Here is a 15,260-nt window from a genome sequence, read left to right as displayed (position 1 = left end):
CGGGCGCTCCTAACGGACCTGGTCAGGATGGGAACCTGTGCGTTCGCCGCGGTCCAGGGATTCAAGTGCGGCGAGGTCCTTGGGCGTCAGTTCGAAGTTGAACACGTCGAAATTTTCCCGCAGCCGTGCTTCGGAACTGGCTTTTGGAATGACGATGTTGCCCATTTGCACGTGCCATCGCAGGATGACCTGGGCAGCAGTCCTTTGGTGTTCGGCAGCGCAGGCAAGCACTACGGGATCTTCCAGCACCCGGCCCCGGCCAAGCGGGCTCCAGGCCTCGGTCCGGATGCCCGATTCGTCATGCTTTGCCCTGAGTTCGTGTTGCTGAAGCCATGGGTGGAGCTCGATCTGGTTGACGGCCGGCACTACTTCTGCCGTATCCAGCAGCCGGTCCAGGTGGTCCGGCTGGAAGTTGGAAACCCCAATGGCCCGGACCTTGCCCTCCCGGTAGAGCGTCTCCATGGCCTTGTACGTCTCCCCGAATAGTCCACGCCCGGCACATGGCCAGTGGATCAGATACAGGTCAACGTACTCCAGTCCCAGGTTCACCAGGGAGTTGTCGAAGGCACGCAACGTGGAATCGTAGCCCTGCTGGTCGTTCCAGACTTTGGTGGTGATGAAAAGATCCTCGCGCCCGTTGCCCGGAGGAGTCTCACCGGACCCGCCCGGCTCCCGTGGCGACCCGGCAAAAGCGCTGACGGCACGTCCCAACGCGCTTTCGTTGCCGTACATCGCCGCCGTATCGAAGTGCCGGTAGCCCGCGGTCAGGGCCATGCTCACGATATCTGAGGCCTCGGCTGGCGGAACCTTATACAGTCCCAGCCCCAGCTGCTCGATCAGTACACCGTTGTTCAGAGGAATCCGGGGCGGGTTTTTCATATCACTGACTCTACCGATTGGATGACGGCAGTCCATCCAGGCTGACCAGGCGTCGTGCGGTGGCTTCATCCAGGATGAGATCCGTGGCCAGCCCGGCGGCGAGCGTGCCCTGAAGTCCGTTGATTTTTGACGCACCGGAGACCACGCAGATCCGGCGTCGGGCCTGACGCAGCTGGGCCAGGGACGGGCCGGTGGACCGTTGGTTCAGGGTGATGCCGTCAGCGGAACCGTCACGCCGGAAGAACACTGTGGCCACGTCACCCACCACGTCCGAGGTGGCCAGGGTGCGGAGATCGTCCTGGTCCAGGTAACCTCCGGCGTACACGTGACTGGGATAGTCGGCATCCACCGAGCCCACGCCAAAAATAGCGATGGACATCCTGGCCTGGAGATCGAGGATCCGTTGTACGCTTCGTTCGTTCCACATCGCCCGCTTGGTGGCGGCATGGTCAAAAAAGGCCGGTACGGGGAACTGCTCCACCCTGGCGCCGTAAGCGCTGCCAAACCTGCGCATAATGTCGCTTGCATAGGTGATGCCGGTGGTATGCATATTCCCGGCGCCGTTGAGCTGGACAATGATGCTGTCGTGGGTGATCTTCCGCGTGAGATGACGGCTGACCGCGCTGAGGGTGGACCCCCATGCCACGCCGATGATCGCGTTCGAATCAACCAGCGGTCCGATGGTCCGTGCTGCCTGGATGGCCACACGGTCCAGCGTCTCTGCCTCGTTCAGGGTGTCGAGCACTGGCACCACGTGGACGTCCACGTTGTAGCGGTGCCGGATAATCCCTTCCAGCTCAGGGCCGGTGTCTGTGGGATTCCTGATCTGGACCTGGACCAGTCCGGAATCCCGGGCCGCCGAAAGCAGCCTGGATACTGTGGACCGGGATGTCCCCAACTCGCGGGCAATTGCGTCCATGGTGAGGTCCTGCAGATAGTACATCTGTGCAGCTCGAAGCGATTGTGAGGACGTTGAACGCGGCATATCGGATCCGTTCTGCACGTTTGTGCATAGCGCTTGACTCCATTTTCCATTACTCCAAAGAATAGTTGAAGAACTGCGGCCGCCTGTCGAAGCGATGGCAGCAGTCAGACACGTCGGATCAGCCAGGCAAGGGAGAAGTTTTGAGTTCCACACACCGAAATTCCGTTGAAGAGCTGCGCAGTCGGCCCACGGCGAAGGTGCTGATCATCGGAGGCGGGATCAACGGCGTCGGAACTTTCCGAGATCTTGCCCTCCAAGGCGTCGACGTAGCCCTCGTTGAACGGGGAGACTATTGCCAGGGTGCCAGCGGAGCATCGTCGCACATGATCCATGGAGGCATCCGTTACCTCGAGAACGGTGAATTCCGTTTGGTGCGGGAATCTGTGGTGGAACGCAACCGGCTCCTGAACATCGCCCCGCACTACGTCAAGCCGCTGCAGACCACCATCCCGATCTTCAGCACGTTTTCCGGCATCCTGTCCGCACCGGCCCGCTTCCTGACACACAAGCAGGGCAAGCCGAAGGAGCGCGGGGCGTTCCTGATCAAGCTCGGCCTATCCATCTACGACTCCTTTTCCCGTGACGGTGGCAGCGTGCCGCGTCACCAGTTCAGGGGCCGGGACAAGGCGCTGGCCGAGTTGCCGAAGCTGCATCCCGGGATCAAATATGCAGCCACGTACTTTGATGCATCGGTGCACAACCCCGAACGACTCACGCTCGATGTCCTGCAGGACGGCGAAAAGGCAGGCCGCAGCGGTGGCACCGCGCTGGCACGGGCCAGCAACTACGTCTCTTTGGTGTCCATGATGTCCTCCTCCGAAGGCAGCAGCCGCCCCACCGTTGTTCTGCGTGACGAGCTGACCGGCGAAACCTTCGACTTCAGCGCAGACGTCATCGTCAACACCGCCGGCGCCTGGGTGGACGACACCAACACCGCCTTGGGTTCGGCGTCGTCCTTTATGGGCGGCACCAAGGGTTCGCACATCGTGCTGGACCACCCGGAGCTCCTGGCAGCCTGCAACGGCCGGGAGATTTTCTTTGAGCACACGGACGGCCGCATCGTCCTGATCTACCCGCTGGGTGACCGCGTGCTGGTGGGCACCACCGATATCGACGCCGATATGGCCCAGGACGCTGTGTGCACCGACGCCGAGATCGATTACTTCTTCGAGCTGATCGGGCATGTTTTTCCCACCATCCCGGTGACCCGGGAGCAGATCGTCTACACGTTCTCCGGCGTTCGCCCGCTTCCGCGCCACGACGACACCCAGCCGGGCTTCGTTTCACGCGACTACCGCATCGAACGCCGTAGTGCCGGCGGGGCTGAAGGAACTGGTGTGGTGCTCAGCCTGGTTGGTGGCAAGTGGACAACCTTCCGCGCCCTCGCCGAGCACCTCAGCGATGATGTCCTCACGGAACTAGGCCTGGAACGCAAAGTTTCGACAGCGAAGCTCTCCATCGGCGGCGGCGCGGGATTCCCCTCGGACGAGGCGGGAATCCAGCAGTGGATCAAGTCCTACATGGTCCCGGGCCGGGACGCCGACCGGACGGCTGTCCTCCTGACCCGTTACGGTACCCGGGCGGTCGACGTCATGGCGTACCTGGACGAGGGCGTGGACCATCCTCTCCGGTCTACCAGGGAACTGTCAGTCCGCGAGCTCCAATTCATGGCAGCGCATGAACAGATCGGCCACCTTGTTGACGTCCTCATCCGCCGCACTTCGCTGGCGTTCCGCGGACTGGTCACCGGTGAGCTGCTCAACGAGGCGGCCGAAATCCTCGCCGGACCACTCGGCTGGGACCGCAACCGTTGCGCCGCCGAAATCAAGCATGCCCAGGAAGTGCTCCAGCGCCTCCACCGGGTACAGATCGACAGCCTCGTAGCCTAACGGCACGCTGGCTGCGGCTGCCTCCGGCTCACCGGTGGCAGCCAAACGGTTCTTCGCACCGGGCAGAACCGATCCAAATAAATAGATGGAGTCAAAGATGTCTCTTGGAATAGTGTTTCTCTCCGAGGTGTTCGGCACGGCGATGCTGACCCTCCTGGGTTGCGGCGTTGTAGCCAACGTGGCGCTGAAGGGAACCAAAGGCAACAGCGGCGGGTTCCTCATGGTGACCTGGGGCTGGGGTATTGCCGTCTTCTCGGGTGTCTACGTCGCGGCACAGTCCGGCGCACACCTCAACCCGGCAGTGACGCTGGGCCTTCTGGTCAACGGCAAAGCCGAATATGCTCCGGGTGTCGCCGTCGATTTCGCTTCCACCCTGACGTATTTCGGTGGCGAGCTGCTCGGCGCCTTCCTTGGTGCCGTTGCCTGCTGGCTCGCTTACAAGCAGCACTTCGATGCCGAGCCCGAGGCCGCCAGCAAGCTGGGTGTCTTCTCCACCGGCCCCGCAATCCGCTCCACGCCCTGGAACCTCGTCACGGAAATCATCGGAACCTTCGTACTGGTGTTCGTGATCCTCACCTTCGGCGGGACGCCCTCGGGCCTTGGCCCGCTGGCGGTGGCGCTCCTCGTCGTCGGTATCGGTGTTTCCCTCGGTGGACCCACTGGCTACGCGATCAACCCTGCCCGTGACCTCGGCCCCCGCATTGCCCACGCCCTCCTGCCCATCAAGGGCAAGGGCTCCAGCGACTGGAGCTACTCGTGGATCCCGGTTGTTGGGCCGGTCATAGGCGGCGTGCTGGCCGGTTTGGTAGCAGCTGCCGTTCCCATCATCGCCACCGCAGGGTCCTGATCCTGCCGCACCGTTCCAAGCAAACTTCTTGAGCACAGACAAGGACGTCACCATGAACCAGTATGTAATCGCCATCGACCAGGGAACCACCAGCAGCCGCGCAATTGTTTTCGACCACAGCGGCAGCATCGTCTCCACCGGCCAGCTGGAGCACGAGCAGATCTTTCCCCAGGCCGGCTGGGTGGAGCACAACCCAGCTGAGATCTGGAACAACACCCGTCAGGTGATCGGTACGGCGTTGTCCAAAGCCAATCTCACCCGCCACGACATTGTCGCTGTCGGCATCACGAACCAGCGCGAAACGGCAGTGGTATGGGACAAGACCACCGGCGAGGCCGTCTATAACGCGATCGTGTGGCAGGACACCCGGACCCAGCCCATTGTTGATGAGCTCGCCAGGGACGGCGGCGCAGACCGTTTCAAGCAAAAGGTCGGCCTTCCGCTGGCTACCTACTTTTCAGGCACCAAGATCAAATGGATCCTGGACAACGTGGAAGGTGCCCGCGAGAAGGCCGAGGCAGGAGACCTCGTGTTTGGCAACACGGACGCCTGGGTCCTGTGGAACCTGACCGGCGGCGTTGATGGCGGCGTTCACGTCACGGACGTCACCAATGCTTCGCGCACCCTGTTCATGGACCTGGAGACACTGCAGTGGGACGAAGAGATCCTGGGCATCTTCGGCGTGCCCCGGTCCATGATGCCGGAGATCAAGTCCTCCTCGGAGGTCTATGGCACCGTGCACACCTCGCAGTTGCTGCGGGAAGTGCCCGTGGCCGGAATCCTGGGCGACCAGCAGGCCGCAACATTTGGTCAGGCGGCCTTCCAGACCGGTGAAGCAAAGAACACCTACGGCACGGGCTGCTTCCTGATCTTCAACACCGGCGAAGAGATGGTGCACTCCAAGAACGGGCTGCTGACCACTGTCGGTTACAAACTAGGCGACGCAGCGCCGCACTACGCGCTTGAAGGTTCCATCGCCGTCACCGGTTCACTGATCCAGTGGCTGCGGGACAACCTTGGGATGATCAGTACTGCGCCCGAGGTGGAAACGCTCGCTGCCTCCGTGGAGGACAACGGCGGCGTCTACATCGTGCCGGCTTTCTCGGGCCTTTTTGCGCCGTACTGGCGTTCGGATGCCCGCGGCGCCATCGTGGGTCTCACCCGTTTCGTCAACAAGAGCCACATCGCCCGTGCAGCCCTTGAAGCCACAGCGTTCCAGACCCGGGAAGTACTCGACGCCGTCAACGCGGACTCGGGCGTTCCGCTCACCGAACTGAAGGTCGACGGCGGGATGGTCGCCAACGATGCGCTGATGCAGTTCCAGGCAGACATCCTCGGCGTTCCAGTCATCCGGCCGAAGGTTGTGGAAACCACCGCCCTTGGTGCTGCCTACGCTGCAGGGCTGGCCGTCGGTTTCTGGAAGGACCTGGGCGAGCTGTCCGCCAACTGGTCTGAGGACAAGCGCTGGGAACCGCAAATGGACCAGGCCGAACAGGAACGGCAGATGCGGCTGTGGAAGAAGGCCGTGACCAAGTCCATGGATTGGGTCGATGAGGACGTGAAGTAGGCCAATAAGAAAGAATTCGTGGCTGAGATGTGCGTTCATCTCACCATGCAAGGACGGCGGCCCCTGCCCCGCCCGCTCCGCGGTGCCCACCACACCCGGGCGAGGGGCCGCCGTCCTTGCTTTTCCGTACCGCCCCATAACAGCTCGTACTGTCCCCGGGCAGCCATTGAGCCGCTAAATGTCGACGTGGGGCCAGGGGAGTGCGCTAAAGTAGGTTTATGCGTGCGATCCTCCTGCTTAGCTAGCCGCCCGGTGTCCGGATAACCCGATTGCCGAGCGGCCGCCCCTCCATTGTGAGGGGCTTTTGTGTGTCCGGGCCGGATGGCCGGGACCGCAGCGAATAACGAGCAGGAGCCAGGGCCGCACCAGGTGCGGTACAGAACAGAAGAGGGCAGCAGTGAGCGTTCAGCCGGAGACCGAAACCGGAGCAACAGCAGGGGCCGGCGTCCCTGAAGAAGGTACCTACAGCTTTGCGGCGATGGAGGCCAAATGGCCGCAGGTGTGGGAGGACCTCAAAGTGTTCACGCCAGTCGATGACGGCTCGCGCGAACGGCGCTACGTGCTGGACATGTTCCCCTACCCCTCCGGTGACCTGCACATGGGACACGCCGAGGCGTTCGCCATGGGCGACGTAGTGGCGCGCTACCTTCGCCAGCAGGGCTATGACGTGCTGCATCCGATTGGCTGGGACTCATTTGGCCTCCCGGCCGAAAACGCCGCCATTAAACGTAATGCGCACCCGAGTGAGTGGACCTACGCCAATATCGAAACGCAGGCGGCGTCCTTCAAGCGCTACGCCATCTCTGCTGACTGGTCCCGGCGCCTGCACACCTCGGATCCGGAATACTACCGCTGGACTCAGTGGCTGTTCAAGCGGTTCTACGAGCGCGGTCTCGCGTACCGTAAGGACTCGCCCGTTAACTGGTGCCCCAAGGACCAGACTGTGCTGGCTAACGAGCAGGTCGTCAACGGCGCCTGTGAGCGCTGCGGGACGCCTGTGACCAAGAAGTCGTTGAACCAGTGGTACTTCAAGATCACCGACTACGCCGATCGCTTGCTGGATGACATGGAGCAGCTCCGCGGCCACTGGCCGGAGCGTGTGCTCGCCATGCAGAAAAACTGGATCGGCCGCTCCGAGGGCGCGCACGTCACCTTCGTGATTGAAGCCGACGCCGGGCGTCCCGCCAAGGATGTCACCGTTTTCACCACCCGCCCGGACACGCTCTACGGCGCAACGTTCTTCGTGGTGGCCGCAGACGCGCCCCTCGCCGTCGAACTCGTCACGGATGAGCACGCAGACGACCTGGCCGAATACCGTGAACAGGTCAAGGCGTTGTCCGAGATCGAGCGCCAATCCACCGAGCGGGAGAAGACCGGCGTTTTCACCGGCCGTTATGCCATCAACCCGCTGACAGGAGAAAAGCTGCCGGTCTGGGCTGCAGACTATGTCCTGGCTGACTACGGCACCGGCGCCATCATGGCTGTTCCGGCGCACGACCAGCGCGACCTCGATTTTGCGCGGAAGTTCGGGATCCAGGTCCGTGCCGTGCTGGACACCGGGGAAGAGGACCCCGCCGTTTCCGGCAAGGCCACCACCGGCGAAGGTACCTTGATCAACTCCGGCGAGCTGGACGGGCTCCCTAAGGCTGAAGCAATTCCGGCCGCCATCGGCATTTTGGGACGCCAGGGGACCGGTGAGAAATTCGTGAACTTCCGGCTGCGGGACTGGCTGCTGAGCCGCCAGCGTTTCTGGGGCACACCTATTCCCATCATTCACTGCCCGTCCTGTGGCGAAGTTCCGGTACCTGACAATCAGCTGCCGGTGACACTGCCTTCGGACCTCCGCGGCGAGGACCTGTCCCCAAAGGGCACCTCCCCGTTGGCTGCCGCCGAAGCCTGGGTCAATGTGGAATGCCCGGAATGCCATGGCCCTGCCAAACGTGATACGGACACGATGGACACCTTCGTGGACTCGTCCTGGTATTTCCTCCGGTTCGTCTCGCCGCAGTACACAGAAGGTCCCTTCGATCCGGTCAAGATCAACGACTGGATGCCTGTTGGCCAATATGTGGGCGGCGTCGAGCACGCCATTTTGCACCTGCTGTACTCTCGCTTCTTTACGAAGGTCATCAATGATCTCGGCCTCATTGAGACTAATGAGCCCTTCAGTGCCCTGTTGAACCAGGGCCAGGTCCTCAACGGCGGCAAGGCTATGAGCAAGTCCCTGGGCAACGGGGTTGACCTGGGGGAGCAGTTGGACAAGTACGGCGTTGACGCCGTCAGGCTGACCATGATCTTCGCTTCGCCTCCTGAGGATGACGTCGACTGGGCGGATGTGTCGCCGTCGGGCTCTGCGAAGTTCCTTGCGCGCGCCTGGCGCCTCGCACAGGATGTCAGCAGCGAGCCGGGCACGGAGGCCGCTGCCGGGGACCGGGCACTGCGTTCCGTTACCCACCGCACCATTGCCGAATCTGCCGAGCTGCTGGACCACAACAAGTTCAACGTCGTGGTTGCCAAGCTCATGGAACTGGTCAACGCCACCCGCAAGGCGATCGACTCCGGTGCGGGCGCGGCGGACCCCGCGGTGCGTGAAGCGGCGGAGGCGGTAGCCGTGATCCTGAGCCTCTTCGCCCCCTATACGGCGGAAGACATGTGGAACGTGCTGGGCCACCCGGCTTCCGTGGCCAATGCCGGCTGGCCGGCGCACGACCCGGCGCTCCTGGTCCAGGACACGGTCACCGCCGTCGTTCAGGTCCAGGGCAAGGTGCGGGACAGGCTCGAAGTTTCGCCGGGCATCACGGAAGAGGCGCTCCGGGAGCTGGCCTTGGCATCGGAGAACGTGCAGCGTGCCATGGATGGCCGCGGCATCCGGACGGTTATTGTCCGTGCGCCTAAGCTGGTCAACATCGTTCCGTCTTAGAACGGCACGGCCGCCGGGGTAGTCCCGGCGGCCGTATGAGCACCAGGAGGCAATTCCATGCCCGAGCGTGACACTGCTGCATGGCTGTGGCTCAGGCAACGCCTGGCTTCGGTGCGCGGCGGACGCCAGGGAAAGCCGCCTGCCGCCGGCCCCGTCCAGCTGACGACGGCGGTAGTCACCGATTCCGCGTCAGCGCTGCCGTCCGCCTGGGTTCAAAGGTGCACAGCCGATGGGCTCCTGACTGTCGTGCCGATGCCGGTCATGGTGGGGGATGAGATTTACGGTGAAGGCGAAGACGATATCTCGGAGACCATCGCCGTTGCCCTCGCCACCGGGAGTGCGGTCAAGACGTCCAGGCCCTCGCCCGGGCAGTTCGAACAGGCGTACCTTGCTGCGGCACGACGTGGATTCACTGCCGTGGTGTCAATCCATATTTCCGGTGAACTGTCAGGAACTGCGGAGGCCGCGCGGCTTGCGGCGTCACGTGTGCCGTTGTCAGTGGAGGTTGTGGATTCTCGGACAGTGGCCATGGCGCAAGGCATGGGCGTGCAGTCAGCGGTGCTGGCCGCCGCGGCAGGTGCCGGCCCCAAAGAGGTGGCCGCCGCCGCTGCAGCCACACTTTCGGACGCCCGCGTGTACTTCTACGTGCCAAGCCTGGAACAACTTCGCCGTGGCGGCCGCATCGGTGCTGCAGCATCCCTGCTCGGAACAGTGCTTGCCATCAAGCCCATCCTGGCTGTCCAGGGAGGGCGGATAGTACCGCTGGAAAAGGTCCGTTCCACGGCTAAAGCCATTGCGCGGCTTGAAGAACTCGCCGTGACCGACGCAGCCTCCCGCCCGGACGGCCGCGCCCGGCTGGCCGTGCACCACTTCGGGAACCCGGAGCAGGCGGCCGGACTGGCCCGCCGGCTGGGCGTTTCCCTCCCCGGCTGCCCGCCGGCACAGGCCAGCGCGTTGCCGGCAGTCCTGGCGGCCCACGCCGGGCTGGGCGTGCTGGCCGTCATTGTGGGGGAAGAGAAGGCCTCGATACCCGGCATCACGGAAGTTTCCACATAGCCCAAGAGCTGTCTTCCGGTGGCCCGGCACGCTGCCTAGCCTGAGGTCATGTCACGTCGGAGATTAGGAGACGCCGGAGGCCGGCATGCCGGCGAGCGGCTGTTGTCCACCCTCGGCGGCCGCGTGGAAAGTTCCATGGAACAGCCGGGCGCACAGGCCCAGGCCGTCTTCGTCTACACAGATCCTTCCAGGGCGCCCGCACCGGCACGGTCTCCTCGCACCTCGGCCCTCAGGTTCCGGACCGGTCTTCGTGCAGCGCTGCTGATCGCTGTGCTTTCCTTGGTGGCTGCAGGCTGTTTCTGGTGGCAGGCCCTCGGCGCCCGGACGGATGTTGTGCCCTTGAGCGCCGGCCAAGCCCAGAAAGACGCCCTGGAAACAGCGGAGCCGGAGCATCCTGCTGAAATGCAAACGCCCCCCGTTGTTCCGGGGGCGCGCCCCGGCTCCGGGGGAACGGCCGACGCTCAGCCTGTTGCGGTCGTGCACGTGGCAGGTGCAGTAAATTCTCCCGGGGTAGTAACGCTCCGCGCGGGAAGCCGCATTAACGACGCCATCGCAGCCGCCGGTGGTCCCTCAGCTGAGTCGGATCCTGGAGTTTTGAATCTGGCGGCGCTGGTGACGGACGGCCAAAAAATATACGTGCCGCGGCCGGGGGAGGGACTGCCGGCAGAATCCGCAGGGGCGCCACCGGCGGCGGGAACTTCCGCACTACCCGGCGGTGGCGCGGACGGCGCCAAAGTGAACCTCAACACTGCCACTCCTGACGAGCTCACCACCTTGCCGAAGGTCGGTCCCGTCCTCGCCCAGAACATCATCGACTGGCGGCTTGAGCACGGACCTTTCGCCGCAGTTGAAGAGTTGGATGCCGTGGACGGTGTTGGACCCAAGCTGCTCGAAACGCTCCTGCCGCTGGTGACGCTGTGACGCGGCGCGCACCCTGGCAGGGGTTTATTGACGCGGCGGTCGGCGCGGAGGCCGCCGCGCAGTCGATGAATGACCTGCCGTCATCACACGCACCGACATCACCAGCGCCGACCGGGCCCCAGCGAAGGCGGATCCGCTGGAAGGAAGCCGTCGCGGACCGGCGGGCGGAGCAGCTTACCGCAAGGGCCGGAACGCCCGAAAACACCCTCCCTGTTCGAAGGACTGACCTTCGGCTGGTGCCGGCAGCCGGCCTCGTCTGGGTTTCTGCCGCAGCCGGGGGATACCTTCCGCCTGCCGTACTCGCAGCCGTGTGCGTTGGTCTGCTCGGAATAGCCGCGGCCCTGATCCGTGCCAGGATGCGCCATAGCCGCCGGCCGCAGGGGAATCATTCCGGCCCTGAACTGCGCCTGCCCCGACCCCGGAGCCTGGGCCTGACCATAGCTGTTGCCTTGCTGCTTGCTGCAGTTGCTGCGGCACATTCTGCTGTGGCGTCCAACGCGCGGAGCGGGACCCCCTTCGCGGCACTGGTGAATCAGGAAGCCGGCGTTGTCGCGATCGTCGAAGTCATGGGAAGTCCCCGCCAGCTCGGCAAGGAGCCGCTTGGAGGGACACCCGCAGGGGGAAGCTGGGCGGTGGCTGCCATCATCAAGGAAGTGACAGCTGCCGGCAGCACACTCCGCAGCGTCTCGGGGACGGTCCGAATCACGGTAGTTGGCAGCGGCGCCTGGAGTACTGTGGGGCCGGGCCAATTGGTCCGTGCAACCGGCAAACTGTCCGCATCCAGACCAGGTGACGCCGAAGCCGGCATCCTGTCCGCAGCAACCGCCGTAGCGCAGGAGGGAATGGGTCACGAAGCGGACGTGACATCATGGGCGCCGAACCTGCAAACGACGCTGCAGGGTATCCGGAGCAGTTATGTAGCCTCCGCCGGTTTCCTGCCGCCCGATGCGCGCGGCCTGCTTCCGGGCATGGTTACCGGGGATACCAGCGCTTTGGACCCGGAGCTCAAGGAAATCATGCGCACGGTTGGCATGTCGCATCTTACGGCCGTTAGCGGGGCGAACTGCAGCCTCGTAATCGGTGCGTTGTTGATGTTGGCGCGCACCTTGCGCCTCGCCAGGCCTGCTGCCGCCCTGTTCTCACTGGCCGGCCTGGCTGTGTTCGTTGCGCTGGTAGGCCCGGAACCCTCGGTCATGCGGGCGGCTTTCATGGGCTGCATTGCGGTAGCTTCGCTGGCTGGAGGCAGGCCCGGCAGGGGCCTTAGCCTGCTGTGTTTGGCGGTGCTGGCACTGCTGCTGGTTGTTCCGTCACTTGCTACGGACCTGGGCTTCCTGCTGTCCGTGTCCGCAACGCTGGGAATCGTTCTTCTGGCAGGAGCGATGATGCGCTGGGCGTCCGCATGGGTGCCCCAGTGGCTTGCCGCGGTGGTGGCTGTTCCCTTGTCCGCGCAGGTGTTCTGCGGGCCTATCGTGGTTCTTCTGCAGCCGGCGTACTCCACCTACGCCCTTTGTGCCAACATCCTGGCCGCACCCCTGGTAGCACCGGTGACGGTGTTGGGTACCGCTGCCGTGCCTTTCTCCCAGGCAGCGCCCTGGCTGACCGGTGTGCTGAATGTGCCGGCGGGCCTGTGCAGCCTCGCAATTGCAACAATTGCCCGCTTTCTGGCCGGACAAACCGGCGCCTCCCTTCCCTGGCCTGAAGGTCCGGTTGGGGTCGCCAGCATGTGCCTGTTGTCCGTTCTCTCGGTGCTGGCAGTCTGGGCGGTGCTGCATCCCGGCATACTTGCACGCAAGATGTTCGTTATCCATGGCCGGATCGCGGTTCTTCTTGATGGACTGGAAAAGCACTGGCGGGCAGCGCGGTCCGGCTTGGTGGCGGCTGCGGGTCGTGGCAGTCTTGATACCTGCACATTTACTTCCGGAAGGAACCAACCGTGGCTGGTACATCGTCTAGGACGGCAAAAGGGCAGGCACAGAACCTGGTTTCGTGGCGGGATGTGGAACCGGCCTTGGTCGTCCTCATCGGTGGCCCGGAAGAATATCTGGGGATCAGGGCTATGGACTCCGTCAGGGCACACGTCCGGGCGGCCACGCCGGACGTCGAGATTACCAGGCTCAACGCTGCCGCCTACGAGCCCGGGGCCTTGAGGATGCACGTGAGCCCGTCACTGTTTGGCGAACGGAAACTCATTGAGGTCGAAGCCGTGGAGGGCATGAATGATGCCTTCCTGGCTGACGCCCTTTCCTATCTGGAACAGCCTGAACAGGACGCCGTCCTTGTGCTGCGCCATGCCGGAGGCACCCGGGGGAAGAAACTGCTGGATGCGGTGAAGGCCGGCGGCTGGCCCGTAGTGGATTGCCAGCCGCTGAAGAAGGACGCGGACAAGGCCGCGCTGGTCATGCTTGAATTCAAAGCTGCCGGGCGCAGGATTGAGCCTGACGCTGTCCAGGCCCTGGTCAGCGCCGTTGGAGCCAGCCTTTCCGAACTGGCTGCGGCCTGCAGTCAGCTCGTCGCGGACGCCACTACAGCTGTAGATGCTGCCATGGTGGATAAGTACTACGGCGGCCGGATTGAGGCCACCGCTTTCAAGGTTGCTGATGCCGCGATGGCCGGGAACGGACCTGTAGCACTGTCCACGCTCCGCCATGCCCTGGCCACGGGGGCGGATCCCGTGCCGCTGGTTGCAGCGCTGGCAGCAAAGCTTAGGACCGTTGCCAAGGTGGCGGGCGCCCAGGGCTCGTCGGCGCAGATTGCCCGTGAGCTGGGTCTTCAGCCCTGGCTCGTGGAACAGGCCCAACGGGATGTTCGACGCTGGACTCCGGAAGGCCTGGTCCGCTCCATCCAGGCAACAGCGGAGGCCGATGCGCAGGTAAAAGGTTTGGCCAAGGACCCTGTTTATGCTGTGGAGCACGCGGTCCGGGTGATCGCCACCTCTGTCAGGCAAAAGTAGGCAGCGCCCGCAAGAGCCAGCGGCGGCGCTGCCGGGACAGTGGGCTTAAACGCATGTGGCCGGCTCCGAAGAGCCGGCCACAACATCAGTTCGTGGAACTGGAAACCTTACAGTGCGTTGACCTTCTTGGAGATCGCCGACTTGCGGTTCGCTGCGTTGTTCTTGTGCAGAACACCCTTGCTGACAGCCTTGTCCAGCTTGCGGCTGGCGGCAACAAGAGCAGTAGTAGCAGCTTCCTTGTCGGTGGACTCAACGGCGGTGTTGACGGCGCGGATGGCCGTCTTCAGCTCGGACTTGACTGCGTTGTTGCGCAGGCGTGCCTTCTCGTTGGTGAGGATGCGCTTCTTCTGGGACTTGATATTAGCCACGTGTGAACTCTCTTTTTAATGCGGAAATGGTCTAGAGGGTTTTTCCGGCTGGCCTTGACTGAGCGGCGTGGGGATACCTATGGCGGCCAACCTTCAGTGGCCGTCGACCTGCACGGACACACAGCTGTCAATATTAGCAGAGTCGGCTGCCCAGTGGCCAGTTCGGGTTTCATCCCCGTGGCGCAGCCCAGCCGTGCCGCTTGGCAAGGGCTGCGGCAACCGCCTGGAACCCAGCCTTATCAAGTACCGCGCCTTCGCGCCGGACGTCATCCTCCCGGATCCGCAGCACCCTGTCCAGCTTTACTTCGCTGGGGCGGCCTTGCTTGTCCCACGCCCCGGCGCCCACGTCCACATAGTCCCCGGATGGCGCCCTGCCGCCGTCGTGGTCCTTGCTGGTCAGCATCAGTGCCAGGAGGTAACCGCTGTTGGATCCGATGATCAGCACAGGCCGGTCCTTGCCCCGGGAGAAGTCTTCCTCGTAAGGGACCCACGTCCAGACGATTTCACCGGGGTCCGGGTTGCCGTCAGGGGAGGGAGCGTACCGCAGGTGCAGCCGGTCCGATCCAACCCGATAGTCCCCGGGGTAGGGGGAGGCCGGGGAGGAGGGAATGTTCGACGACGCCGGGACCGCCGAAGCAGGGCGTCTGGCCTTACCGGCAGGTTTACTGCCGGCGGACCTGCCTTGGCTGGGTGCCGTCAGGACGCGGAGGGCCGAACGGGCGACGCGGGCCAGGGACTGCAAAGTGAACACCATGCTGCCAGCCTAATACTGCGCTGTTCCGAGGGGCACCTGCTTGCAGACTGCCCGGGCCATGCTTTCCGAATGCGCACAGCGGCCTTTGACGTGGGACACTTGAAGTTCACCATCAGAGCAGCCA

The 15,260-nt window shown here is 63.8% G+C and carries 12 protein-coding genes; 8 read left to right on the top strand and 4 right to left on the bottom strand.

From position 1 onward, the window contains the following. Window positions 1-9 precede the first annotated feature (9 nt). Window positions 10-879, bottom strand: a complete 870-nt coding sequence (locus tag AC50X5_RS00360; protein ID WP_494974237.1) for an aldo/keto reductase — start codon at window positions 877-879, stop codon at window positions 10-12. A gap of 10 nt (window positions 880-889) precedes the next feature. Continuing rightward, on the bottom strand, window positions 890-1,864 hold the full coding sequence (locus tag AC50X5_RS00355) for a sugar-binding transcriptional regulator (protein WP_494974236.1): 975 nt from the start codon (window positions 1,862-1,864) through the stop codon (window positions 890-892). Between the two features lie 140 nt (window positions 1,865-2,004). Here AC50X5_RS00355 and AC50X5_RS00350 point away from each other — a divergent pair, with 140 nt between their 5' ends. The 8 genes from AC50X5_RS00350 (at window position 2,005) to holA (ending at window position 14,014) form a co-directional block, all read left to right on the top strand. Further along, window positions 2,005-3,753 carry a glycerol-3-phosphate dehydrogenase/oxidase gene (locus AC50X5_RS00350; protein ID WP_494974235.1) on the top strand — a complete coding sequence of 583 codons (1,749 nt, stop codon included), beginning with the start codon at window positions 2,005-2,007 and terminating at the stop codon, window positions 3,751-3,753. Window positions 3,754-3,850: 97 nt separating this feature from the next. After that, window positions 3,851-4,600 (top strand): MIP/aquaporin family protein, encoded by a 750-nt coding sequence (locus AC50X5_RS00345; RefSeq protein WP_494974234.1) that lies wholly within the window; start codon window positions 3,851-3,853, stop codon window positions 4,598-4,600. A 52-nt stretch (window positions 4,601-4,652) separates the two neighbouring features. After that, complete coding sequence (gene glpK / locus AC50X5_RS00340; RefSeq protein WP_494975185.1) at window positions 4,653-6,167, top strand: glycerol kinase GlpK; 1,515 nt, start codon at window positions 4,653-4,655, stop codon at window positions 6,165-6,167. Window positions 6,168-6,564: 397 nt separating this feature from the next. Next, on the top strand, window positions 6,565-9,087 hold the full coding sequence (leuS, locus tag AC50X5_RS00335) for a leucine--tRNA ligase (protein WP_494974233.1): 2,523 nt from the start codon (window positions 6,565-6,567) through the stop codon (window positions 9,085-9,087). Between the two features lie 57 nt (window positions 9,088-9,144). Further along, a complete protein-coding gene (locus AC50X5_RS00330; protein WP_494974232.1) occupies window positions 9,145-10,143 on the top strand; it encodes a DegV family protein in 999 nt (332 codons plus the stop codon). A gap of 48 nt (window positions 10,144-10,191) precedes the next feature. Next, complete coding sequence (locus tag AC50X5_RS00325) at window positions 10,192-11,064, top strand: helix-hairpin-helix domain-containing protein (protein WP_494974231.1); 873 nt, start codon at window positions 10,192-10,194, stop codon at window positions 11,062-11,064. After that, window positions 11,061-13,211: a ComEC/Rec2 family competence protein gene (locus AC50X5_RS00320; RefSeq protein WP_494974230.1), complete on the top strand. Its 2,151-nt coding sequence runs from the start codon at window positions 11,061-11,063 to the stop codon at window positions 13,209-13,211. Before AC50X5_RS00325 ends, AC50X5_RS00320 begins: the two co-directional genes overlap by 4 nt. After that, on the top strand, window positions 13,121-14,014 hold the full coding sequence (gene holA / locus AC50X5_RS00315) for a DNA polymerase III subunit delta (RefSeq protein ID WP_494974229.1): 894 nt from the start codon (window positions 13,121-13,123) through the stop codon (window positions 14,012-14,014). The genes AC50X5_RS00320 and holA overlap by 91 nt, the downstream gene beginning before the upstream one ends. Window positions 14,015-14,121: 107 nt before the next feature. On the opposite strand, the gene rpsT is transcribed toward holA, so the two are convergent. Next, window positions 14,122-14,382 (bottom strand): 30S ribosomal protein S20, encoded by a 261-nt coding sequence (gene rpsT, locus AC50X5_RS00310; protein ID WP_463933537.1) that lies wholly within the window; start codon window positions 14,380-14,382, stop codon window positions 14,122-14,124. Between the two features lie 169 nt (window positions 14,383-14,551). Next, a complete protein-coding gene (locus tag AC50X5_RS00305; protein ID WP_494974228.1) occupies window positions 14,552-15,136 on the bottom strand; it encodes a type II toxin-antitoxin system PemK/MazF family toxin in 585 nt (194 codons plus the stop codon). Window positions 15,137-15,260 lie beyond the last annotated feature (124 nt).

The sequence above is a fragment of the Pseudarthrobacter sp. MDT1-40-2 genome (assembly GCF_059383595.1).
This window is presented reverse-complemented; position numbering and strand designations above follow the sequence as displayed.